Consider the following 22,185-nt stretch of genomic DNA (forward strand, 5'->3'; position numbering starts at 1 on the left):
AACCGCGCCTGGCGGGAAGGCTTCAGCGCCGTCAGTTCGCGGCGGGCAGTTCGACAGTGAACTCCGCGCCGCCTTCCGGATGATTGCGAACGCTCAACTTTCCGCCATGCTGCTCGATGATCCCGTAGCTGATGGACAGGCCGAGACCGGTGCCCTTGCCGACCGGCTTGGTGGTGAAGAACGGATCGAAGATGCGCGACAGAAGTTCCGGCGCGATGCCAGGTCCGTTGTCGCGCACGGTGAGGACGTTGCCCTTCGGCCCTGCCCGGGCCTGGATCCACAGATGCGGCGGGCGCGGCGGCTGGGACGTGCTGGCCGCATCCACGGCGTTCTGGATCAGGTTCATCACGACCTGCTGCAGTTGTCCGGGGCTTCCTTCGACCACACACGGAGAGATGGGCTGCCAGTCGACTTGCAGGGGCCGCGATGAGCCTTTGGACACCCAGAGAATGGCGCGTTCGGCCACTTCATTGAGGTCGACGCGTGTCCGCTCTTCCGGATCCATCGCCGAAAACCGCTTCAGGCCGTTCACGATGGCCGCGGTGCGCTGCGCTCCTTCCAGCGTGCCCTCGATCAGGGACGGCAGGTCGTCGAGCAGATGCTCGATGCGCAGCTGGGTGCGCAACTCCAGCAGCGCGTCCAGATTCTGCCCGGCATGCACGGCTGCCATGTAGGTGCGCAGCTTTTCGCTGTAGCGTCGCAGCGCGTGCACGTTGCCCAGCACGAAGCTGATCGGATTGTTGAGTTCGTGCGCGACACCCGCGACAAGCCTGCCCAGCGAGGCCATCTTTTCCGAGTGCAGAAGTTGCTGCTGGGTCTGCTTCAGCGCATCGTGTGCTGACCGCAGCTCCTGGTAGGCGCGGCGCAACTCGGCCGTCGGTCGGGCGACGAATACCGTGCCGACGCGACGGCCCGAAGGCGTGACACGCGGCGTGCAGTTGGCGTCGACCGGCACGCTGCTTCCATCGGCAGCCGACAGATTCAGCTCGATGGTCTCGCCGCGGCGCGTGGGGCTGGAGTTCACCAGAACCGCCTGGGCCCGCGCGATGCTGTCGGCGTCCGCCAGCAAGGCCAGCAGGGAGGTACCGCGCAGTTCGATGTCGCTGCGGCCGACCAGTTCGCAGAGCGCCGCGTTCGTCTCTTCGATCTCGCCATTTTCGGTACAGACCAGCAGCACATCCGACATGGCCGACAGGATGCTGAAGATGAACTGCTGCGATTGCTCGAGTTCGTCGTTCTTCTGTTCGAGCTCGATCTCGTCATGCACCAGTTGCGAGTAGACCTCGTCCATCTTCTGGATCACGTCGAGCCAGGTAGCATCGTCCACGCCTTTCGGCGCCGCCTTCGGGCGTTCGGTACGGCGCGGCGGCATCAGTGGACGGTGCAGACCATGCACGGGTCGAAAGAGCGGACGATGTGCTGCACCGACACGGGCGTCGTCTCGCCTTGGCGCACCGGGGCACCTTCGAGCGCGCTTTCGAGCGCGCCGGGCGTGCCGGCGGCATCCCTTGGAGAGAAGTTCCAGGTGGTGGGTGCGACGATCTGGTAGTTCGCAATGTGGCCGCGGCGCACCGAAATCCAGTGCCCCAGGCTGCCGCGTGCCGCTTCGCTCAGGCCGATGCCGGTGCCCTCGTCGGGGACGGCGTCGCTGACACAGTAAGGTTCGCCGGGCCGCAGCGCGAGCAGCCACTGCTCCATCAGGGGCACCACCCGGGCGAGTTCGAGCAGGCGTGCCAGGACCCGGGTGAACACGGTGCCGCCATGCAGGCCCACCATCTCGCGCACCAGCGGATGCCCGGCGGCGAGCTGGCGCGCGATCGCGCCGGTTTCCACCACCTGGCCGTCGAGCCGGGGCGCCTTGTTCCAGGTGTAGGCGCCTGGCTTGTCGCCAGCGGGTATCGTCAGCCCGTCTCCGGGATGGCGCGGGCCTCCGTCGTCCGCGAGCCATGCGTGCGTGGCGTCTTCCCGGATGCTGCGCTCGTCGAGCGCGCCGAGCTTGCCGTCGTCGGCATGCCAGACGCCGCGCGGGAACGCGAACCCACCGTCGGGCTGGGGGTAGGCGCCGTAGCTCAGGTAGCGGCCCGGGCCGCTACCCAGGCCCATCAGGCCGGTGTCGCGTGCGATGGCCAGGAACATCCGGAAATCGCCCTGCAGGGGGGCCTGGGCATCCCAGGCCCACAGCGCGTCGGCGCTGGCGAGGGACAGCACCTGCTGCAGCGGCGCCGCGAACAACTGCTGCTCCAGGAAGCGCCGGAACTCCCGGATACGCGCCAGCAGGCGCGTGCGCTCGGCGCCATCGACCGCGCGCGTGGAGCCGCCGGGCTCGATGCTCTGCGTATGCGGCCACTTGCCGGCAAGCAGGCCGAGCATCGTGAACCAGCGCTGCCGCGCCGCGATGGCCCGACGCGCCTGCTCGCCGGTGGTCGGGTCGAACCGACGCAGGGCTTCGGCATGCCACGTCCGCCCGGCATACACGGCTCGCGTGAAGTCGGGCATGAAGAACAGGTAGAAATGCGTCAGGTGGTCGGCCAGGTTTTCGGTGGCGAGGATCACGTTGGTCACGTGCTGGCCGTTCGGCGGCATTCTCAGCCCGCCCATGTCCGCGAGAGCGCGGGCCGAGGCGACGGACTGCGACACCGAGCAGATGCCGCAGATTCGGGGCACATAGACCAGTGCGTCATGTGGCCGCTTTCCCTGCAGGATCTGCTCGAACCCCCGATACATGGGCGAATTCACGCGCGCGGACGACACCCGTCCATCCTCGATGTCGAGCGTGACCTCGAGGTCACCCTCGACGCGATTGAAAGGGCCGACCAGCAGGCGGGTCATGGCGGCACGCTAGCGCAGGCGCGTCTTGCGCACCGCGGGCGCCACCTTGATATGGTCCGCGGTGGCGTTGGTCTTCACGCGTTTGGGCGTGGCCGATTTCGACAGCGACGCCAGCGCGACGAACCAGGCCTTGGGCATGTCGGTCGGCAGGCCGATGGGAATGCCGGCGATCTTGGGCGTCTCGTGGAATGGATGGCCGGGCTCCTGGAAGCCCGGCTCGGTGCAGGCGATGCAGGCATAGCCGCCGCGGGTGCAGGAGCCTTCCCCGTTCCAGAGCCGTGTGTTGCAGTCGGCATGCACCTGGGTGCCCTTGCAGCCCATGTGCTCCATCATGCAGCCGAGGTCGGACGGCTTCTCGGCGCTGGCCTTGAACTCGTAGTACTCGTTGCGGGTGCAGCCGTGGTGCACCAGCTGGTCGGCATAGAAGCGGGGCCGGTTCAAGGAGTCCAGGTCGGCAGCGGAAAACTGGCCGGCGGCGAGCGCCATCAGGCTGTCGATGACCCACCCCGGATGGGTCGGGCAGCCCGCCACGTTGATGACCGGCAAGCCGCTGGCGCAACGGAATGCCGCGCCGAGCAGGCCGCCGGGGCGATCGTCGTCGTATTGCAGGCCGCAGGCATCGGTCGGATTGCTCCCGCCTGCGGTGATGCCGCCCCAGGCCGCGCAACTGCCGATCGCGACGACCTGCCGCGCCGTCGCAGCCAGCCGGCGGACCCAGTCGATCATCGGGATGCCGGTGCCGGCGAGGACATGGAAGCGGCCGGTGTTGTTCGGACCCCGCAGCAACGATCCTTCGATGCACAGCGCGTCGACACGAAGGCGGCCATCGATGGCGCGTTCGAGCAGGTCGATCAACTCGGTGCCGCTTTCGAGCGACAGCGACGGGTGCCACAGCAGGTTGATGCCGGCATCGCGCAGTTGGCCGTGGAAGTCGGCCGTGTCGGCGCACAGAAGCGACATGCTGCAGCCGCCGCAGCCACCCGACTGCAGCCACAGGACATTGAAGTGGGGCATCTTGTCCATCGGTTCAACCTTCCAGCCCGAAGCGGGCCATCTTGCCACGCAACCCGACCCGCGAGAGCCCCAGTTCCTTGGCCACGCGCGTCTTGTTCCAGCGGTGCCGCAACAGCGTCTCGCGCAGCACCATGGCCTCGATGGCATCGAGGCGTTCGGCCAGCGTACCGCTGGCCGGCAGGGGTGTCGAGCCGGCCGTGACCGTGCGCCCGGCCTGGCCCTGCAGGACCCGCGACGAAAAAGCGGTGCCATCGATCAGATCGTCGGCACTGAGCGCCACCGCGCGCGAGATCTCGTTGCGCAGCTCGCGGATGTTGCCGGGCCAGGGGTAGGCCATGAGGCAGGCCATCGCCTCGTCCGAGAGCGCGGCGCCAGGGCGCCCCAGCGCCACGCCGACCTCGCTCACGAGCCGCCGAGCGATCGGCCCGATGTCGCCACCGCGTTCGCGCAGCGGCGGGACCGTGATCGTCACGCAGGCGACGCGGTAGAACAGATCCTCGCGGAAGTGCCCTTCGTGCACCCGCTGTTCGAGGTTGCGGTGGGTCGCCGCGATCACGCGCACGTCGACCGGCACGGTGCGCGGCGAGCCCACGGGTCGCACCTCGCCCTCCTGCAGCACGCGCAGCAGGCGCAGTTGGAACGCCGCCGAGGTTTCGCCGATCTCGTCGAGAAAGACGGTGCCGCTGTTGGCGCGCTGGAACAGTCCCACGTGGTCATCGAACGCGCCGGTGAAAGCGCCCCGCTTGTGGCCGAACAGCTCCGACTCGAGCAGCGTATCGGGAATCGCCGCGCAGTTCTCGACCACGAACGGTCCGGCCGCGCGCGGGCTGGCGTAATGCACCGCGCGCGCCAGCAATTCCTTGCCGGAGCCCGACTCGCCCAGCACCAGGAGGCTGAGGTCGTAGCGTGCCACGCGTGCCGCCAACTCGCACACCGCATCGAGCGGACTGCCGTCCGCGCGCTCGATGCGGTCGAAGTCGAAGGCGTTGCGCGCCCGATCCAGCTTGTTGGCGGCCCGGCGCCGCAGTACCGGCGTGCTGGTGCGCAGCTCCAGGTCGAGCCGGTTCATGTCGCGCTGGAGCGTCTGGGCTTCCGCCGCCTCGCGCACGGTGCTCAGCAGGTGGTCGGGGATCCACGGCTTGAGCAGGTACTGGTAGATGCCCGCGTCATTGATGCCGGCGATGATGTCCTCGGAATCGGTATAGCCCGAGATCACGATGCGCACGGTGTCGGGCCAGCGCTCGCGCACTTCCTTCAGGAAGGTGACCCCGGTCTCGCCGGGCATGCGCTGGTCGCACAGGATCACGCTGACCGGCTGGCGTTCGAGCTGCTGGCGGGCCTGGCCTGCATCGTCGGCCGTCAGCACGATGAACTCCTCGTCGAGCGTGCGACGGATCGCGTCCTGAGAGCGAACCTCGTCATCGACGACCAGAACGGTCGGCATCGATGTCACGGGCGTCATCCGGGGCTCGCGGCCTTCACGCCTTCGCGGTGCCGGGCCAGGTGCCGGGGCGTCCATGCCGTCGGCAGCTTGTGGACGAAGTGGTACCGCGCGATGTGAAAGCTCGGGTCGAAGCCGTAGAAATTGCGATGCATGCGTGAAAGCTCATGGCGGCGGTAGTCGGCGAGAGGGCGTGCTGCCTCGTCAGCAGCGCGCCGCCGTGCCTTCGCAGTTATTCGATCGTCGATATTGTGCGCTGCGGCGAGTGCCAACGCCTCGGTGATTGCCAGCGCTTCGAGATCGGTCGCGGTTTCACCCATGCACCGGTCGATGAGTCGGATCGACAGGGCTTCTGGCGCGCCCAGCGGCAGGCGGCTGGACATCAGTGCGATCGCGCCCTCGGCGCCGAGGCGGCGCGGCAGCAGATAGGTCCAGTACTCCGAGCCGTACAGGTTGCCCATGTTCTTGTAGTGCGGGTTCAGCACCACCCCGCGGTGTGCCCAGACCTCGTCGGCCGCGAGCGCCAGAAAAGCCCCGCCGGCACCGGCGTTGCCGCGCAGCAGCGCGATGGTCAACCGGTCGGTGGTGCGGATGACGGCTTCGGCAAGGTCGTCCATCGCCTCGATGTTGCGCATCGATTCGTCGGCGGCGCTGTCGCCCTCGCGGTGCGCCGCCGCCTCGATGCAGTTCAGGTGGATGCCGTTGCTGAAGAAGTCGGCGCCGCCCAGCAGCATCAGCACGCGGGTGTCGCGGCTGGCGGCGTCGCGCCAGGCGGCGAGCAGGCGGCGGCATTGCGCGGTCGACATCGCGCCGTTGTAGAACTCGAAAGACAGGCAGCCGACGCGCGCGCCCGGCGTGCCGAATTCACGGTAGCGAATCTCGCCCCACTCGTCGCTCGCCCGCTCCAGCGGCACTGGCAGCGCAGGCAGCGCCTCGAAGGCGGCGCCGAACGCGAGTTCGCAAGGCAGCTTGAAAGCCTTGCCGCCGCAGGCCGCGGAAAGGCTCGCCTGGCCGATCCAGACCGCCCCATCGGTCGTGCGGCGCAGCACGGCGCCGTCGCGGCGTCCGATCAAAGCGCCGGGCGGTGGCGTGGCAAGCGCCTGCGAGGTGGCCGGGTGGGCATCGAACAGGTGGCAGGGCTGGCCGAAGAGCTGGTCCTGGACGCCGGGCTGGCCATCGGCGCTGCGGATCTTCGCGAGCACGGTGGCCGTCGTGTCGCCCGACCAGTCGATGCGCCGCTCGGCCTGGCGCAGCGGGCCGCGCCAGATCGAGGCCCTTTGCTCGCCTGGCCGTTCGCCGCCGGTGCCGCCGGCCGCGAATTGCGTCACGCTGCGCAGGACCGCATCGACCGCCGCCCCGGTCACTTCGCGCCGGTAAAGGCTGCCCTTCGCGGCGGCCCGCATCGCGAAGCCTGCGTGGGCCCACACCGGGCCGGCATCGAAGGCCTCGTTCGCCTGCAGCACGGTCACCCCCCAGCCGGCGTGGTCTTCACGCACCGCCCAGTCGAGCGCCGCGGGGCCGCGGTCGCCAACCGGACCGGGGTGCACGATCAGGCAGGGCTGGCGCTGCCACACCGAGGCCGGGATCAGCCGCTTCAGGAACGGCGCGATCACCAGTGCGGGGCGGAACAGTTCGATCGCCTCCTCGGTGACGCGATCGGCGATGTCGAACTCGACCGAGACCTCGCAGCCCAGCGCGCGCAACTCGCAGAACAAGCGCTGGCTCAGGCTGTTGAAGCTGTGGCACAGCAGCAGGATGCGCAGCGGCGCGTGCGTCATCTCGATCATGCGGCATGGCCTCTCAACAGATGCGCGGCAGCTGCTCGCCGCTCAGCCAATCGACGACGCGGCGGCCGCCGAAGCTCGTTTCCATCTGCACGAAGCGGTGCGGGTCTTCGGTGACCCTGCCGATGCGCGCCGCCTGCGAGCCCAGCGGGTGTGCGCGCATCGCGGCCAGCACCGCGTCGGCCGAGTCGGGTGCGCAGATGGCGATCAGCTTGCCTTCATTCGCGATGTAAAGCGGATCCAGCCCGAGCAGCTCGCAGGCCGCCTCGACCTGCGGCCGCACCGGGATCGCCGCCTCGTCGAGCAGCATGCCCACGTTCGACTGGCGCGCGATCTCGTTCAGCGTCGTCGCCAGGCCACCGCGGGTCGGGTCGCGCAGCACGCGCACGCCGTTCGAGGCCGCGAGCATCGCCGCCACCAGCCCGTGCAGGGCGGCGCTGTCGGATTCGATCGTGGTCTCGAAGTCGAGCGATGCGCGCTTCGAGAACACCGCCACGCCGTGCTCGCCGATCGAGCCGGAGAGCAGGACCACGTCGCCGGGGCGCGCGTTCGCGCCCGAGATGCGCACGCCGGCCGCGACCACGCCAACGCCGGTGGTGCTGATGAACACGCCATCGCCCTTGCCCTGCTCGACCACCTTGGTGTCGCCTGTGACAATCGGCACGCCGGCCGCGCGCGAGGCCGCCGCCATCGACTCGACGATGCGCTTCAGGTCGGCGAGCGGAAAGCCTTCCTCGAGGATGAAGCTCGCCGCGAGGTAGAGCGGCGTCGCGCCGCACATCGCCACGTCGTTGATCGTGCCGTGCACCGAAAGCGAGCCGACATCGCCGCCGGGAAAGAATAGCGGCGAGACGACGTGGCCGTCGGTCGCCATCACGAGCTTGGCGCCGACGGGAATCGCCAGAGTCGCGCCGTCGTCGCCCTGGCGCAGGTATTCGTTGTCGAACGCGGTGACAAACAACTCCTCGATCAACTGCGCGGCCGCCCGGCCGCCGGCGCCGTGACCCATGTCGACGCGGCCGTGGCGGATGTCGAGCGGGCGAACGTAGTCCTTCTTGGTGTTCACGCTTGCGCCTCCGCTTCGACCTTGATCGCGATGTCCTTGAAGCGTCCGTACGAGTAGTGCGCCGCGCATGCGCCTTCGGACGAGACCATGCACGAACCGACGGGGTTCTCCGGCGTGCAGACGGTGCCGAAGATCTTGCAGTCGGTCGGCCTCTTGACGCCGCGCAGGATCGCGCCGCATTCGCAGGCCTTGTTGTCAGGAACCGGCCGGTAGCCGAGGCCGAAGCGGCGTTCGGCATCGAACCCGGCGTATGCCGGGCGGATCTTCAACGCGCTGTACGGCACCTCGCCGAGGCCGCGCCACTCGAAGCTGCTGCGCAACTCGAACACCTGCGAGACCAGCGCCTGCGCGTGCAGGTTGCCGTCGCGGTTCACCGCGCGGGTGAACTCGTTCTCGACCTCGGTGCGGCCCTCGTTGACCTGCCGCACCAGCATCAGCACCGCCTGCATCACGTCCAGCGGTTCGAATCCGGCGATCACGACCGGCTTGCGATACTCCTGCGCGAAGTGCTCGTAGGGCGCCGAGCCGATGACGATGCTGACATGCGCCGGCCCGACGAAGCCGTCGATCGGCACGGTGCCGAACTGCCGCACCTCCGGCGATTCGAGGATGTGCGTGATCGCCGAGGGCGTGAGCACATGGCAGCACAGCACGCTGAAGTTCTTCAGTGCCTCTTGCTGAGCGGTCCGGATCGTCAACGCGGTCGGCGGTGTCGTGGTCTCGAAGCCGATCGCGAAGAAGACGACTTCGCGATCCGGCTCGCGGCGCGCGATCTCGAGTGCGTCGGCGCCCGAGTAGACCATGCGGATGTCGCCGCCGCGCGCGTTGGCGCGCACCAGGGAGAGGCCGTCGGAAGCCGGCACGCGCATCGTATCGCCGTAGGTGCAGACGATGGCACCGTGTTCGAGCGCGAGCTGGATCGCCAGGTCGATGCGGCCGATCGGCAGCACGCACACCGGACAGCCGGGGCCGTGGATCATGCGCACGTTCGCGGGCAGCAGTTCGCTGATGCCGTAGCGCGAGATCGCGTGCGTGTGGCCACCGCAGAACTCCATGAAGCTGTACTGGCGTTGCGGCAGCGCCTCGGCGTGCAGGCGGTCGGCGATCCTTCTTGCAATCGCGCCGTCGCGGAACTCGTCGATGTATTTCATGGCAGGGTCGCTCCGTTCTCGGCATCGCGTTGCGCCAGCGCGCCGAACATCGCCAGCGTTCGCTCGGCCTCTTCGGGGTCGATCTGGCCGATCGCGTGGCCGACGTGCACGATCACGTAGTCGCCGACGACCGCGTCAGGCACCAGCGCGACCGAGATTTCCTTGCGGATGCCGCCGAGCTCGACCAGCGCCAGCGCGCCCGGTCGCAGTTCGATCAATTGAGTGGGAATGGCTAGGCACATGGCATGGCTTTTCGTGGGGTGAGGAAGGTTCGTGCGCGCAGGCTGTGGGCGGCGACCCAGGCCTGGCCCAGCGCGAGGGCCGCGTCACCGCAACCCGAACGGCCGGCCGAAAGTACGCGAAGCCCGCGCGCCTGGAGCCCCTGCGTCACCTCGATGCGCAGGATCGCGTTGAAGAAGCAGCCGCCGCCGAGGCAGACGGTGCCGCACCCGGCCTGGCGTGCCGCGGCCGCGGCCCAGCCGGCCAGGCCCTGCGCCAGCGACAGGTGGAACCAGGCCGCGGCCTCGTCGGCGTTGCGTTGCGGCATGGGCCAGGCGAACAGTCGCTCCAGCAGCGGGCGCGGATCGAGCAGCCGCAGGTTGCCGGCTTCCGGCCAGGCGGCGGTCGCTGTGACCGTGTGCCCGGCCAGCCAGCGTGCGGCCGCCGCCTCGAGCGCCATCGCGGCCTCGGCCTCGTGGGCCTGGCGCACGCTCAGCCCTAGCGCGCCGGCCGCCGCGTCGAACCAGCGACCGGTGCTGCTCGTGGGCGGGCAATTCAACTCGGCGGCGAGCATGCGCTGCACCCCGCCGGCCAAGGCAGGCCCGACACTCGGCGAGAAGCGGTCGGCAATCCGGTCGCCGGCGCCGAGCGCGTGCAGGGCCGAAGCCGCCATGCGCCAGGGTTCGCGTGCCGCGACATCGCCGCCGGGCAGCGCCAGCGGCCACAGGCTGCCCAGGCGATCCCAGCCGTTGCCGTCGACCCGCAGCAGCTCGCCGCCCCAGGCCGTGCCGTCGCTGCCGAGACCGACGCCGTCGAGGGCGAGGCCGATGACCGGCTCGTCCAGGTCGTGTTCGGCGATCACGGCCGCGATGTGTGCGTGGTGGTGTTGCACGGCGATTGCCGGTACGCCCCACTCGTGCGCCAGGGCGATGGCGATGCGCGTGCTGAAGAAGTCGGGATGCAGGTCATGCGCCAGCGCGGCCACCGGCGCCTGCGCGTCACGTGCGTCGCGCGCGAGCGACCGCAGCGAGGCCTCCAGTCGACGGCAGGCTGTCGGGTCCTGCAGGTCCCCGTGCAGCGCAGACCAGCGCGCCTGGCGATGCCCAAGCAGGCATGCGGTGTTCTTGAGCCATGCGCCGCAGGCCAGCACGGCGGGAAGCGGCTGTTGCATCGACGTCAGGCGCCGAGCGGGCCGGTGTCGTCGTCCGCGCCGGCGAGCCAATCGAGCCAGGCACCCATGCCTTCGCCGCTGGTGGCGGACAACTGGATCACTTCGATGGCCGGATTGACGTGGCGCGCGCCGTCGATGCAGCGTGCCACGTCGAAGCGCAGATGAGGCAGCAGGTCGATCTTGGTGAGCACCATCAGCCGGGCGGCCGCGAACATGTCCGGGTACTTGAGCGGCTTGTCTTCGCCCTCCGTGACCGACAGCAGCACCACCTTGGCGGCCTCGCCGAGGTCCCACAAGGCCGGGCAGACGAGGTTGCCGACGTTCTCGATGAACAACAGGCTGCGGTCGTCCGCGTGCACGGGGTCATGGGCGTGGCTGTGCAACTGCGCGAAGGCATGCGCGACCATCGGCGCGTCCAGGTGGCAGCCCTTGCCGGTGTTCACCTGGACTGCCGGCACGCCGGTCGCGCGGATTCGCTCGGCGTCGAAACTCGTCTGCTGGTCTCCTTCGATGACCGAGATGTCCATCTCCGGGTGGCGCGCCCGCAGTGCGTCGATGGTGGCGCACAGCAGGGTGGTCTTGCCCGATCCGGGACTGGACAGCAGGTTCAGCGCATGCACGCCGTGCGCGGCGAAGTGGCTGCGGTTGCGCGTGGCGATACGGTTGTTCTCGCCGAGGATGTCGGCTTCCAGCCGGATCGTGCGCTCCTGGCTCAGGCCAGGCACCGATACGCGGGCCGCGCCTGATCCGAAATGCAGGTCGCCGTGGGGGGAAAGATCGTGCCCGTGCCCGTGCCCGTGATGGTGATCATGGCCGTGTTCGTGTTCAGTTTCAGCGCATCCACAAACGACACACATGGTGGGTCTCCTTATAGATCTTCGACTTGCAGCTCGAGCACGCGCAGCTCGGTGCCGCCCGTGGCCTGAAGCTGATGGCTGCGGCAGCGCGGGCAGGCATCGCCGCGCCGCTGGATCTCCACGCTGGCGCCACATGGGAGGCACCATGCGGTGCCGGGCGGCTCGCGGATGTCGATCGACGCGCCCTCCAGGCAGGTTCGAGGTGCGATCGCCTCCAGCGCGAAACGCAGGGCACGCGTCTCCACGCCACAGAGCTGTCCGGCTTCCAGCCGCAGCGCAGTGACACGCCGGAATCCCTCCCGGCGCGCCGCGTCTTCGACGAGTTTCAGGATGCCGCCGGCCAGACTGGCTTCATGCATGGTGGTACTCCGGGGTCGCTGCGTGCGCTTCGATCGCGAAGCGCACGCACGGATCGTACGCTGCCATCAGGATGCGCACCGCCGCCTGCGCTTCGCTGCCCGCGGCGGGCATGTGCTCGAGCGCATGCGCCACGGCGCCGCGGGCATGAAAGTTCCAGTCTGTCGGGGCCACGACCTCGTAGCCGGCCACGCGCCGGTCACCGGGCGGTCCTTCGACGCGCGCGCGATGGAGCAGCAGGCCGCGCGCCATTTCGACCCATGCCAGCCCTTCGCCGGGACCGGTCTGCAACGCGCCCGTGGCGAGCCACGCTGCGCCGCTGCGACTTGGCGTATCCGGCAGGGAAAGCCGTGCCAGTTCGGCGATGCGTGCGCCGAGCCGTTCCCATGCGTTCGCGGGCGGTTCGGTGCGCCGGTCGTGCAACCGGGTCCAGCTTCCGGTCTCGGCACATTGGCCGCGCCAGGTGGGCGCGGTCGCGTCGAACGTGGTGCCCATTCCGGCCGCGAGAGCATGCAGGTCCGCCGGGCTGGTGTGCGGACGCAGCGGCGCCGCGGGCAGCAACGGGTCGATCGCGAGCGGAGCGCAGGCGCGCAGCAATGCGGGCAGCCAACCGTGATTGCGCTCACACCATTGAGCGAGCCACCCGGCAGTTTCTTGTTCCCAGAGTGCCAGCCAGGCGGCCGGCGAGGTGCCCAGCAGATGCGAGAGCCAGACGGTCCGATCGACATCGCCCTGCGACCGCGCCGCGCCGGCCAGCCACGGACAGCCCAGCAGCGGATTGCGGTTGTCGTCGGCCGATGCCTGTACTGCGCCTGGCACGCACAATTCGACCGGCCAGTCGAGGCCGATGCGCAGCGCGTGATCGCGCGCCGTCTCCCATCGCAGCGCATGCAACTGCGCCACGGATGCGGATGCTTCCTGCCCTTGCGCCGCCGCCAGCGCCAGCGCGCTGCACAAGGCGTGGGCGTGGCCACACAAGGTGAACAGACGGCTCAACATGCGCGGCGCTGCGGTCGCAGGTTGACCCGTCAACAACAGGCCGGCGAGGGCGCGGCGGCTGCTGGCGAGGGTGTGCGGGCGTCGCAGCCCCGGTCGCACCTGCAGCATGCCCCCGAGGACCTGGACCGTATTCACGGCGCATGTTCCTGGGCAGCGCGCCCGAGCAGAAAAGCGCGCCGCGCCGGCGCCGCCAACGCGGAGTCCGGGCGTGCGTCGGGCGGTGCGTCGGCACGCCCGCGCAGCTGAGCCAGCAGCGCCGAGGCGGTGGCGATCGCGTCGGCCTGCGTTGCGAACTCGAACATGGGCGAGAACATCGAGCAGGCTTCGAACGACCCGAGGCCGTCTTCGTGCGAGCCCGTGAAGGCAAACTGCGTATGCCCGATGTTGCGCACGCGTGTCGTGCCGATCAGTGCGGGCGTGTCGCATCGCGCGACCGGCAGCCACACCAGGTTCATGAACCAGGGCGTGACCAGGATGCCGGTCGCGGCCCGGGGATCCGGCCGGTGTTGCGCATCATCGCGCGGGGGTGCCGGTTCGAGCCCGAAGCCGACCGCTTCCACCTGCAGTGCGGTGTTCATGAAGGGCAGGCCGGCCACGCGCGAGCGCGAGATGCCTGCGAACACCGCTTGGAGCGCCCGCGTCCGCAGCGTCAGCTCGGCGTGTCCGGTGCGATCGGAGCCGGTCATGTCGGGCTCGCGTCGTCGAGGACCATGAACTGGTCGGCGTCGCCGTCGCATTGCGGGCAGCGCCAGTAGGGCGGCAGCGCGGTGAACGCGGTGCCGGGGGCGATCTGCCAGATGTCGTCGCCGAGCGCCGGGTCGTACACCCACCAGCAGATCTTGCATTCGAGCCGTGCCGAGGCGCCCAGCTTCGCGCGGTCGCCGAGATAGCTGCCCTCGAACCGTGCAGGACTGCTGGCGGTCATGCGCTCTCGAGCCACTGCAGCACCTCCGCCAGCCGCTCGTGCGAGTCCTCCAGGTCCTCGCGCGCGGCCTGGGCAACTTCGGGCAGGTCGCCGATCTCGACCGTGTTCAGGATCACCACGTCCTGCGAGTTGTAGTAGACGACGCGCCAGCAGTTCGGCATTCGTGTATTCGTGATGCGACAGTTGCCATAGCCGCGCGACAGGATGAGCACGCGGCCGGTGCCCAGGTGATGATCGAGGAATCCGATGTCCTCCACCGACATCGGCAGCAATGTGAGGTTGATGACCTGCGCGGGGCGGCCCGGCACCCAGGCGCGCCAATGGTCCTCGATCTCGGCCAGGACGGCCGGCGCGTTCTGCACGTTGGGCGGCAACGCGCCCGACCAGCGCGCAACGACGGGCGCAACGTCTTCGCGTGCAACTTCCTTCAGCGCATCGGGAATGGCGCCAAGTTCGATGCAATCGGTCGCAACCACGCCGTCGACCGACCCGATCACGCGCCAGACGCCGGCGAAGACCGCCTCCTGGGCGCGCAGCTCGCGCTGCGGCGTGCCCTCGTGCCGCACCAGGGCGCTGACTTCGCCCTCGCCGAGAACCTGGTTGACGAGGGCAAGGTCGCCCGGTGCAAGACCGCCGAGCGCTATGCGGCGGTTGCCGCCTTGGCGGCAAACGACCGCCAGTTGCGCAAGCGCGTCGCGCAGCGCAGCGTGCGCCGGCTGGTGGGCTGCGATTTCCTCGGGTTCAGGCAGCACGGGTGCGCGAAAGGTTTCCATGCCCTGCGGCATCGCCATGTAGGCGAGCTCTTCTTCTTCGGGCTGGGAGCCGGGGCCGATGGTGTGCACGGGAATCGGGAAGTCTTTCATCGTGCGGTCCTCAGTGGCAGGAGGCGGCCGCGCCGGTGGCGCTCACCACCGGGATGCCGATCGTCGGTGCGCGCGTCACCGGACTCGCCAGTGCGCTCTCGACCCGCTGGAGGAACACGTCCCAGTCGTGCATACCCGACACGGTGCCGACGTAGCCGCCGTCGCGCAGGAACAGCAGCGTGGGCCAGCGCTGTGAGCCGAAACGGCGCGCGACCTTTTCCTCCAGGTCGCGCGGCACCACAGCCACGGCAAAGCGGCCCGGGAAGCTGCGTTGCAACTCGGGCAGCACCGCGGCCACGTCCTGGCCCTCGGGAAAGCGCACGGGGTCGCCCGCGAACAGCACGACGCGGTCACCGCCCAGGGCCGACCAGGCGTCGATGCTCTGGTCGTCGACCCAGGTCGCGCCGAAGTCGTCGACCAGGCGCGCAATGAGGGCCGAGCCCTCGCGCCGGGGCTCCGGCGCCTGGACCGGCAGGTTGACGAGCGTTTCGCTGCCGGTGATTTCGGGTGTCATGGAAGTCTTTCGGTGAGTTCGGTGGCAAGGCGCGGCGGTTGCTGGCCACACAGAGCGAGGAGTTCTTGCGCGCTGGCGCTGGAAGGAAGGTCGAACGCAGCCGGTGCACCGCTCGCGGCGCCGGCCTGTGCCGCCGCAAGCAGGTCGAGCGTGGCATCGATCTCGCCGGCGCGCCGCGCATCGATGTATTCGCGGACGCTGTCGAGGAAGACCAGTACCCAGTCGCCGACCGCCGGCTGCGTCACCAGCGCGGTCCGGACGCGTCGCTGCTCGCCCCGTCCGGTGCAGAGGGCGTGTCCAGGCTCGACCGCGATGACCTGCATGGGGATCCCGATGCACATGGCGCGCTCAGGCCTCCTGCCGCGCTGGCGCCGGCAGGAAGCGTTCGTCGCCGCGGCGGCAGGCGGCGTCCTCGGCCGGTCGTCCGGCCTCGTAGCGCCCGAGGTCGAGCTGGCGGAAGGTCACGACTTCGGCGCCGTCCAGCGGCTGCCTGCGCGGTCGCGGGGCGGCACCCCAGTGCCGCAGTGCGTCGACGCCGAGCGCGAGGGCGTCCTCCATCGCAAGTCTCACGGTCGGGCGCAGGCTGCCGCCGTAGTCGTCCAGCTCCTCGGGTTGGCACCCGACGAGCAGCACGTGCCGTGGATAGCGCTCGGTGAGTTGCGCCAGCATGAGCACTTCCTGGAACCCGGTCTGGTGCAGGCTCATCTTCTTGGCGCCCATGAAGCGAGGCACTTCGTCGTCCTCGATCAGCTTGAGCGTGCCGGGCGGCAGGCCGTAGTCGATAGCGTCGAAGATCAGCAGTCGGCTGGCCTGCTGGACGTGCTGGATCAGGTAGAGGCCCTGCGTGCCGCCATCGATCAGCGCCACATGCGGTGCGAACTCCCAGCGTTGCTGCAGGGCTTCGACACAGCGCACGCCGAAACCCTCGTCGGCCCACAGCACGTTGCCGATGCCGAGCACGCAAATGGATTCGTCCTGCGACATGGGCTCAGTCCTTGAATGTGCGATGGCCGGAGATCATCGTGCTGACCACGCTGGAGCGGCCCATGATGTCCTCCCGGATCGCGGCGTACACATGCAGGATCACGAACACGATCAGCCCCCACATGCCGAGGTGGTGCCAGGTATGCACATCCTGCGACTGCCCGAACAGCGGGATGACCCAGCCGAACAGTCGGTCCTGCCAGGAGCCGCGCTGGGCGCCTTCCGCATACAGCGCGAAGCCGGTGACGATCATGAAGACAATCAGCAGGAGGAAACCGAAAAACATCGCGAAACGCGCCAGCGGGTTGTGGCCCACGTAGCGCCCGGGTCGCGCGCTGACGAACGCGTACCACTTCACCATGCCCCAGATCTCCTGCCAGTAGACGCGCTGGAAGATCGGCACCCAGAACAGCTCGCGCGCGTGGTGGTTGCCGACGACGGCCCAGTAGATGCGCCCGAGCAGCCCGACCGCCAGCAAGTAGCCGGCCGCGAAATGCGCAAAGCGGATGTAGCCCATCAGGAAGTTCGCGCTGGCCTCGCCAGGCTGGGTCGGCAGCGGAGAGCCGATGAAATAGCCGGTGATGGCCAGCACCGTGATCGCGAGCGCGTTGATCCAGTGCCAGATGCGCACCGGTGCCTCGTACACATAGACCGACTTGATCGACCGGCCGTGCGCCACGGCGCTGTCGTCGCCGCCGCGGGCCGGGGCAACGGGGGAGGAGGTTGTATTCATGGCTGGGTCCCGGGATGGTGTGCGCGCCGGCGTCAGAGGCGCGCCGCGAGCATCAGCAGCCCGCTGCCGCCGATCAGCGCGGTCGCCGTGCGCCAGGCCCAGCCCGGCAACCGCTGCAGCGCGGCGCCGGCGCCCAGGCCCACGGCGTGCAGCAGCGTCGAGGCCAGCAGGAAGCCGGCCGCGTAGGCCATGAACGAATGGCCGCCGGCCAATTCACCGCCGTGTGCATGGCCGTGCAGCACCCCGGCGAGCGCGACCAGTGCCAGGCCGGCCATCGGTGCGATGCGCCCGGCGCCCAGCAGCAACGCCGCGAGCGCGACCACGCTCAGCGCGACGCCCGCCTCGACCCCCGGCAATCCGATGCCGCGGATGGCCAGCACGGCGCCCAGCAGCAGCGTCGCGAGGAATGCCGCCGGACCTGCGGCGCGCCAGCCCTTCGGCAGCGCGACCACCGACCACATTCCCACCGCGACCATGGCGAGCAGATGATCGTAGCCGCCGAGCGGGTGTGCGAGCCCGGCGGCAAAGCCTTCGGTGCCGTGGCCGGGATGGGCCTGCGCCGCCGAGGCCAGTGTGAACGCGAAGGCCGCGGCCAAGGCCTTGGCCACCGACACCCGAGCGCGGGTGCTGCGTGCTGTCTGAATCTGCATGTGCTTGTCTCCGTTCCTTGGGGGTGGTCAGCGCACCGTGACGCTGGTGAGTTCCTGGCCGTCCGGGCTCATCACGTGGGTCGAGCAGGCGAGGCACGGGTCGAACGAGTGCAGCGTGCGAAGGATCTCGACCGGCTGCTCCGGGTTGGCCATCGGCGTGTTCATCAGGCTCGCCTCGAACGCGCCGATCTGGCCCTTGGTGTCTCGCGGGCTGCCGTTCCAGGTAGTCGGCACCACGCACTGGTAGTTCTCGATGCGGCCGTCCTTGATGCGGATCCAGTGCCCCAGCGCGCCGCGCGGCGCAGCGACGGTGCCGACGCCCTTGGCCTCCTTCGGCCAAGTGGACGGGTCCCATTTCTCGACGTTGGCCGTGCTCGTGTCGCCGGCCTTGATGTTGGCCACGAGTTCGTTGAAGTCGTCGAGCATCATCTCGGCGCAGTACTGTGCCTCGAGCGCACGCGCCAGCGTCCGGCCAATGGTCGTGGGCAGCAACTGCTTCACGGTGTACTGCGTCTGCGGCATGCCCAGCGCCTTCGGGAAATCCTTGTTGATGATCGCCGCGGACCGGTCGACCTGCTCCTTCACCCGTTGGCAGTGCGGATGGCCCTTCAGCGCGTGCGCGTAGCCGAGGATGTAGCGCGACAGCGGACCGACCTCCATCGCGTGGCCGCGCCAGCGCGGTGACTTGATCCACGAATACTTTGCGCTTTCGTCCAGTTGCTCGATGTTCGTTCGTGTGCCCTTGGTCCTTGCGCCGAGCTCGTAGTTGGGTTCGGTCACGCCGTCCCACGGGTGAAGCCCCTTCGACTCGTCGGCGTACTTGTACCAGCTGTGGTTGACGAACTCCTGCACCTGCGCGGGGTCGCGCGGGTCCACCGGGAGGATCTCGTCCCAGTTGCCGCCCAGGATCGCGCCACCGGGCAGCTGCTGGGTCCGGTGGTCGCCCATCACCTTCTCGTACGTGCCGTAGTCCATCACGTTGGTCGCGGCGAGGCCGCCGCCGTAGAGCCAGCCGGCCTGCTTGTAGATGGTGCCGATCGCCAGCACGTCGGGGATGTAGACGTTGTTGTTGAACTCGATCATTTCCCGGATGCGCGCCTCGATGAAATTCAGCCGCTCCATGTTGACGGGCGCGCCCGCGGCGCCGTCCTTGTCGATGTTGATGGCGCAGGGCACGCCGCCTACCAGGTAGTTGGGGTGCGGGTTCTTGCCGCCGAAGATGGTGTGGACCTTGACCCACTCCTTCTGCAGGTCGAGTGCCTCGAGGTAGTGCGTCACCGCCATCAGGTTGGCCTCGGGCGGCAGCACGTAGGCCTTGCTGCCCCAGTAGCCGTTCATGAACGGGCCGAGCTGGCCGCTCTCGACGAACTTCTTGAGCCGGTTCTGGATGTCGCGGAAATAGCCCGCCGACGACATCGGATGCGATGGGGACACGGTCTGCTGCAGCTCCGAGGTCTTCTTCGGATCGGCCTGCAATGCAGACACCACGTCGACCCAGTCGAGCGCATGCAGGTGGTAGAAATGCACCGCATGGTCGTGCTCCTGCAGCGTCTTGGCCATGATCTCCCGGATCAGGTAGGCGTTCTTCGGGATCGTGATGCCAAGCGCATCCTCCACCGCGCGCACCGAGGCGAGCGCGTGGCAACCGGTGCACACGCCGCAGATGCGTTCGACGAAAGCCCAGGCATCGCGGGGGTCGCGGCCCTTCAGGATGACCTCGAGCCCGCGCCACATCGTGCCGGTCGACACCGCGTTGCGAATGACGTTGTCGCTGTCGACATTCACTTCGCACCGCATGTGACCTTCGATCCGCGTGACCGGATCCACCACGATACGGCGACCCGTATCGTCCATCTTGTAGCCTTGTGTCTCGTATGCACTCATTGTTGTGGTCCTTGCCGTTGGGGCATCGAATTCTTCAGCGTTCGGCGGTGTCGGCCGTCTTGCTTTCGGCCTTGTGCTGTGCGGCCCGCTTGATGGCCGATGCGGCGGCATGCGCGACCGCTGCCGCCCCGACCACGCCTGCGGCCGTGGCACCGATCCGGTCGGCATTGGCCTCGATGCCGAACTGGTGGATGTCGGTCAGGCGGTTGTAGAACGAGCCCTTGTCCCAGAAGCCGTCTTCCGAGCAGCCGATGCAGCCGTGGCCGGCCTTGATCGGGAAGCTCGTGCCCTCGTTCCACTGCACCGTCGAGCAGGCGTTGTAGGTGGTCGGGCCCTTGCAACCGACCTTGTAGAGGCAGTAGCCCTTGCGTGCCGATTCGTCGTCCCAGGCCTCGACGAACTGGCCGGCGTCGAAGTGCGGGCGGCGGTAGCACTTGTCGTGGATGCGCTGGCTGTAGAACATCTTCGGGCGGCCCTGGCGGTCGAGTTCGGGGATGCGGTCGAAGGTCAGCATGTAGGTGATCACGCCGGTCATGACCTCGGCGATCGGCGGACAGCCGGGCACCTTGATGATCGGCTTGTCGAAGATCACCTTGTGGATCGGCGTGGCCTGGGTCGGGTTCGGCTTGGCGGCCTGCACGCAACCCCAGCTTGCGCACGAGCCCCAGCTGATGATCGCCTTGGCGTCCTTGGCGACATGCTTGAGCTGATCGATGAAGGGCTTGCCGCCGATGATGCAACTCATGCCGTCCTGGTTGAGCGGCGGGTTGCCCTCCACCGCGAGGATGTAGTTCCCCTTGTACTTCTTCATGATCTCCTCGAGGATCGCCTCGGCCTGGTGGCCGGCGGCGGCCATCAGCGTGTCGTCGTAGTCGAGCGAGATCATCGACAGCACCACGTCCTTGGCCAGCGGATGCGCCGAGCGGATGAAGGATTCCGAGCAGCAGGTGCATTCGAGCCCGTGCAGCCACAGCACCGGCGTGCGCGGCTTGGTCTCCATGGCATGGGCGATCTGCGGCACGAAGGCCGGGCCGAGGCCCAGCGACGTGGCGGTGAGCGAACAGTACTTGAGCAGGCTGCGGCGCGAGATTCCCTGGCGGCGCATGACCTCGTAGAACGTTTCCATCGTGTGCTGTCTCCTTGCCTTGGCGGCGATGTCGTTGGGAGCGGCGGGCCTGCGAAGGGCCGGGTCGGCCCCGGGGGCCATGCATTGCCGCTCCCTCTTCATTGCAACTCGCGGACCAGTTCACACGGCTCCCTGGGAAAACCCTGAATGGCCGCTGCAAGTGCATGATTTGATTGGACAAAGATGGCTGCGCGGGGCAAGGCGCGGCGACCGCCTGACGGCATGCCGCCGCGACGCTTCCAATCCGGTCGTCGTAGTGCAAGCGGTGCTTCCACCGGCGCCCGCGCCGAAACGCAGCAGCCCTGAGTTACACACCCCCGAAGCGCCAGCGGCGCTCTGCGTCGCTGCCAGAGGCAGCGGTTCTTTGGTCCGTCCAAGCCTGCGCGGGCAGGCTTGGAGCCGCGGAACTCAGCCCCCTCGGGGGGCGATACCAGCGGCCCGGCAAGCCCGGTTCCGCAATCTCCCCGGCATTTGGCTGCGCTGGCTTCATGCGCCGCGGGTTACGCGGTCACGTGGTGGAGCACTGCAATGCAACGCGCGTCATGCGCAGCGTGGCGGACGGCTCTCATCGGCCAGCGGCTGGCGCCCGTCGGCTCCGGTCGGCAGTGTCATTCGGGCTCCTTGCAGTACCGCGCTTCGTCGATGAACCCGAGGTCGCGCGCAGTTGCGCGAGGATCAGACGCTGGCCGTCGTCAGCCAGGAACTGCATGAAGGCGCTGGCCAGTTGCGGCAGCCGGCGCGTCGCCAGATGCATCGCATACCAGTCGCGCTCGATCGGGTTGGCCGTCATCGGCAGCAGCGCGAGCAGGCCGGCGTCCAGCTCGAGCCGACAGGTGTGCAGCGACAGGAAGGCGACGCCGAAGCCGGCCGCGCACATCTGCTTGATGGCCTCGTTGCTCGACAGCTCCGAGCCGACGCGCAAGGCGATCCCGGCTTCCCGGTAGAGCGTCTCGACGGTCGTGCGGGTGCCCGAGCCGCGTTCGCGCACCAGCAGCTTGGCGCCCGAGAGATCGGCGATTGCCAGCCGGCGCCGCGTCATCAACGGATGCGTCGGCGCGGCCAGGAAAGCCATCGGATGGCGCGCGAAGGGCACCGCCTTGGTTTTCAGTTCGGCCGGCGGACGTCCCATGATGGCCACGTCCACCTCCTGCCCGGCGAGCATGTGGACGATATCGTTGCGGTTGCCGACCTTGAGCTGGATCTTGACCTCCGGTCGGCCGTCGGCAAACGCCACCAGCAACGGCGGCAGCAGGTACTCCGCAGTCGTCACCGCGCCCACGCGAAGGGTGCCGGAGAAGCCGCCCCGCTGGGCGGTCACCTCGTCGCCGGCCTCGCGCCACAGTTCCAGGATGCGGCCCGCATAGCCCGAGAGCAACTCGCCCGCGCCGCTCAGCCGCACGCCGCGCCCCTCGCGCTCCAGCAGGGGCATCCCGGCGGCTTCCTCGAGGAGCTTGATCTGGATCGAAACCGCCGGCTGCGTGAGGTGCAGCTCGCTCGCGGCGCGCGAGACGCTGCCGAGCCGCGACACCGCATGCAGGGCGGCGAGCTGCCGGAAGGTGGCGTTCTTGATCATTAGTTAAAGCAAATGAATGCGAGAAAAAGATTAACTATTACAAAT

23 protein-coding genes are annotated in these 22,185 nt (G+C 68.7%); all 23 read right to left on the bottom strand.

The window, feature by feature from the left end; all coding sequences use genetic code 11:
* Positions 1-31 precede the first annotated feature (31 nt).
* The gene (locus AC1D2O_RS19145; protein ID WP_478157781.1) at positions 32-1,372 is read right to left on the bottom strand and encodes a sensor histidine kinase; all 1,341 of its coding nucleotides are present in this window, start codon (positions 1,370-1,372) and stop codon (positions 32-34) included.
* Entirely contained in the window at positions 1,372-2,829 is a 1,458-nt protein-coding gene (locus AC1D2O_RS19150; protein WP_478157719.1) for a nickel-dependent hydrogenase large subunit, read from the bottom strand. Before AC1D2O_RS19150 ends, AC1D2O_RS19145 begins: the two co-directional genes overlap by 1 nt.
* A 9-nt stretch (positions 2,830-2,838) precedes the next feature.
* Positions 2,839-3,852, bottom strand: coding sequence for an NADH-quinone oxidoreductase subunit B family protein (locus tag AC1D2O_RS19155; protein WP_478157720.1), 1,014 nt, complete (start codon positions 3,850-3,852; stop codon positions 2,839-2,841).
* 4 nt (positions 3,853-3,856) lie between these two features.
* Positions 3,857-5,305 carry a sigma-54-dependent transcriptional regulator gene (locus AC1D2O_RS19160; protein WP_478090871.1) on the bottom strand — a complete coding sequence of 483 codons (1,449 nt, stop codon included), beginning with the start codon at positions 5,303-5,305 and terminating at the stop codon, positions 3,857-3,859.
* Positions 5,302-7,071 (bottom strand): enoyl-CoA hydratase-related protein, encoded by a 1,770-nt coding sequence (locus AC1D2O_RS19165; protein ID WP_478157721.1) that lies wholly within the window; start codon positions 7,069-7,071, stop codon positions 5,302-5,304. Before AC1D2O_RS19165 ends, AC1D2O_RS19160 begins: the two co-directional genes overlap by 4 nt.
* 13 nt (positions 7,072-7,084) lie before the next feature.
* Positions 7,085-8,077 carry a hydrogenase expression/formation protein HypE gene (hypE, locus tag AC1D2O_RS19170; RefSeq protein ID WP_478090878.1) on the bottom strand — a complete coding sequence of 331 codons (993 nt, stop codon included), beginning with the start codon at positions 8,075-8,077 and terminating at the stop codon, positions 7,085-7,087.
* Between the two features lie 53 nt (positions 8,078-8,130).
* Entirely contained in the window at positions 8,131-9,285 is a 1,155-nt protein-coding gene (hypD, locus tag AC1D2O_RS19175; protein ID WP_478090873.1) for a hydrogenase formation protein HypD, read from the bottom strand.
* On the bottom strand, positions 9,282-9,527 hold the full coding sequence (locus AC1D2O_RS19180; RefSeq protein WP_478090874.1) for a HypC/HybG/HupF family hydrogenase formation chaperone: 246 nt from the start codon (positions 9,525-9,527) through the stop codon (positions 9,282-9,284). Before AC1D2O_RS19180 ends, hypD begins: the two co-directional genes overlap by 4 nt.
* On the bottom strand, positions 9,518-10,675 hold the full coding sequence (locus tag AC1D2O_RS19185) for a Kae1-like domain-containing protein (protein ID WP_478090875.1): 1,158 nt from the start codon (positions 10,673-10,675) through the stop codon (positions 9,518-9,520). The genes AC1D2O_RS19180 and AC1D2O_RS19185 overlap by 10 nt, the downstream gene beginning before the upstream one ends.
* A 5-nt stretch (positions 10,676-10,680) precedes the next feature.
* Entirely contained in the window at positions 10,681-11,532 is an 852-nt protein-coding gene (hypB, locus tag AC1D2O_RS19190) for a hydrogenase nickel incorporation protein HypB (RefSeq protein ID WP_478090876.1), read from the bottom strand.
* Positions 11,533-11,543: 11 nt separating this feature from the next.
* Positions 11,544-11,891: a hydrogenase maturation nickel metallochaperone HypA gene (gene hypA, locus AC1D2O_RS19195; RefSeq protein WP_478090877.1), complete on the bottom strand. Its 348-nt coding sequence runs from the start codon at positions 11,889-11,891 to the stop codon at positions 11,544-11,546.
* Positions 11,884-12,996 (bottom strand): hypothetical protein, encoded by a 1,113-nt coding sequence (locus tag AC1D2O_RS19200; protein WP_478157722.1) that lies wholly within the window; start codon positions 12,994-12,996, stop codon positions 11,884-11,886. The genes hypA and AC1D2O_RS19200 overlap by 8 nt, the downstream gene beginning before the upstream one ends.
* Before the next feature lie 23 nt (positions 12,997-13,019).
* The gene (gene hybE / locus AC1D2O_RS19205) at positions 13,020-13,574 is read right to left on the bottom strand and encodes a [NiFe]-hydrogenase assembly chaperone HybE (RefSeq protein ID WP_478094256.1); all 555 of its coding nucleotides are present in this window, start codon (positions 13,572-13,574) and stop codon (positions 13,020-13,022) included.
* Positions 13,571-13,813 carry a rubredoxin gene (locus tag AC1D2O_RS19210; protein ID WP_478094254.1) on the bottom strand — a complete coding sequence of 81 codons (243 nt, stop codon included), beginning with the start codon at positions 13,811-13,813 and terminating at the stop codon, positions 13,571-13,573. The genes hybE and AC1D2O_RS19210 overlap by 4 nt, the downstream gene beginning before the upstream one ends.
* Positions 13,810-14,676, bottom strand: coding sequence for a hydrogenase expression/formation protein (locus AC1D2O_RS19215; protein WP_478157723.1), 867 nt, complete (start codon positions 14,674-14,676; stop codon positions 13,810-13,812). Before AC1D2O_RS19215 ends, AC1D2O_RS19210 begins: the two co-directional genes overlap by 4 nt.
* A 10-nt stretch (positions 14,677-14,686) precedes the next feature.
* On the bottom strand, positions 14,687-15,190 hold the full coding sequence (locus AC1D2O_RS19220; protein ID WP_478094251.1) for a hydrogenase: 504 nt from the start codon (positions 15,188-15,190) through the stop codon (positions 14,687-14,689).
* Positions 15,187-15,531 (bottom strand): HypC/HybG/HupF family hydrogenase formation chaperone, encoded by a 345-nt coding sequence (locus AC1D2O_RS19225; protein ID WP_478157724.1) that lies wholly within the window; start codon positions 15,529-15,531, stop codon positions 15,187-15,189. The genes AC1D2O_RS19220 and AC1D2O_RS19225 overlap by 4 nt, the downstream gene beginning before the upstream one ends.
* Positions 15,532-15,538: 7 nt before the next feature.
* Positions 15,539-16,174, bottom strand: coding sequence for a HyaD/HybD family hydrogenase maturation endopeptidase (locus AC1D2O_RS19230; RefSeq protein ID WP_478093648.1), 636 nt, complete (start codon positions 16,172-16,174; stop codon positions 15,539-15,541).
* A 4-nt stretch (positions 16,175-16,178) separates the two neighbouring features.
* A complete protein-coding gene (cybH, locus tag AC1D2O_RS19235; protein WP_478093646.1) occupies positions 16,179-16,907 on the bottom strand; it encodes a Ni/Fe-hydrogenase, b-type cytochrome subunit in 729 nt (242 codons plus the stop codon).
* Positions 16,908-16,939: 32 nt separating this feature from the next.
* Positions 16,940-17,557, bottom strand: coding sequence for a HupE/UreJ family protein (locus tag AC1D2O_RS19240; protein ID WP_478157725.1), 618 nt, complete (start codon positions 17,555-17,557; stop codon positions 16,940-16,942).
* Positions 17,558-17,584: 27 nt separating this feature from the next.
* Positions 17,585-19,441: a nickel-dependent hydrogenase large subunit gene (locus AC1D2O_RS19245; protein WP_478157726.1), complete on the bottom strand. Its 1,857-nt coding sequence runs from the start codon at positions 19,439-19,441 to the stop codon at positions 17,585-17,587.
* 34 nt (positions 19,442-19,475) lie between these two features.
* A complete protein-coding gene (locus AC1D2O_RS19250; RefSeq protein WP_478157727.1) occupies positions 19,476-20,567 on the bottom strand; it encodes a hydrogenase small subunit in 1,092 nt (363 codons plus the stop codon).
* Positions 20,568-21,132: 565 nt separating this feature from the next.
* A complete protein-coding gene (locus AC1D2O_RS19255) occupies positions 21,133-22,140 on the bottom strand; it encodes a LysR family transcriptional regulator (RefSeq protein WP_478093620.1) in 1,008 nt (335 codons plus the stop codon).
* Positions 22,141-22,185: the final 45 nt, after the last annotated feature.

The sequence above is a fragment of the Variovorax sp. P1_G12 genome, assembly GCF_056405555.1.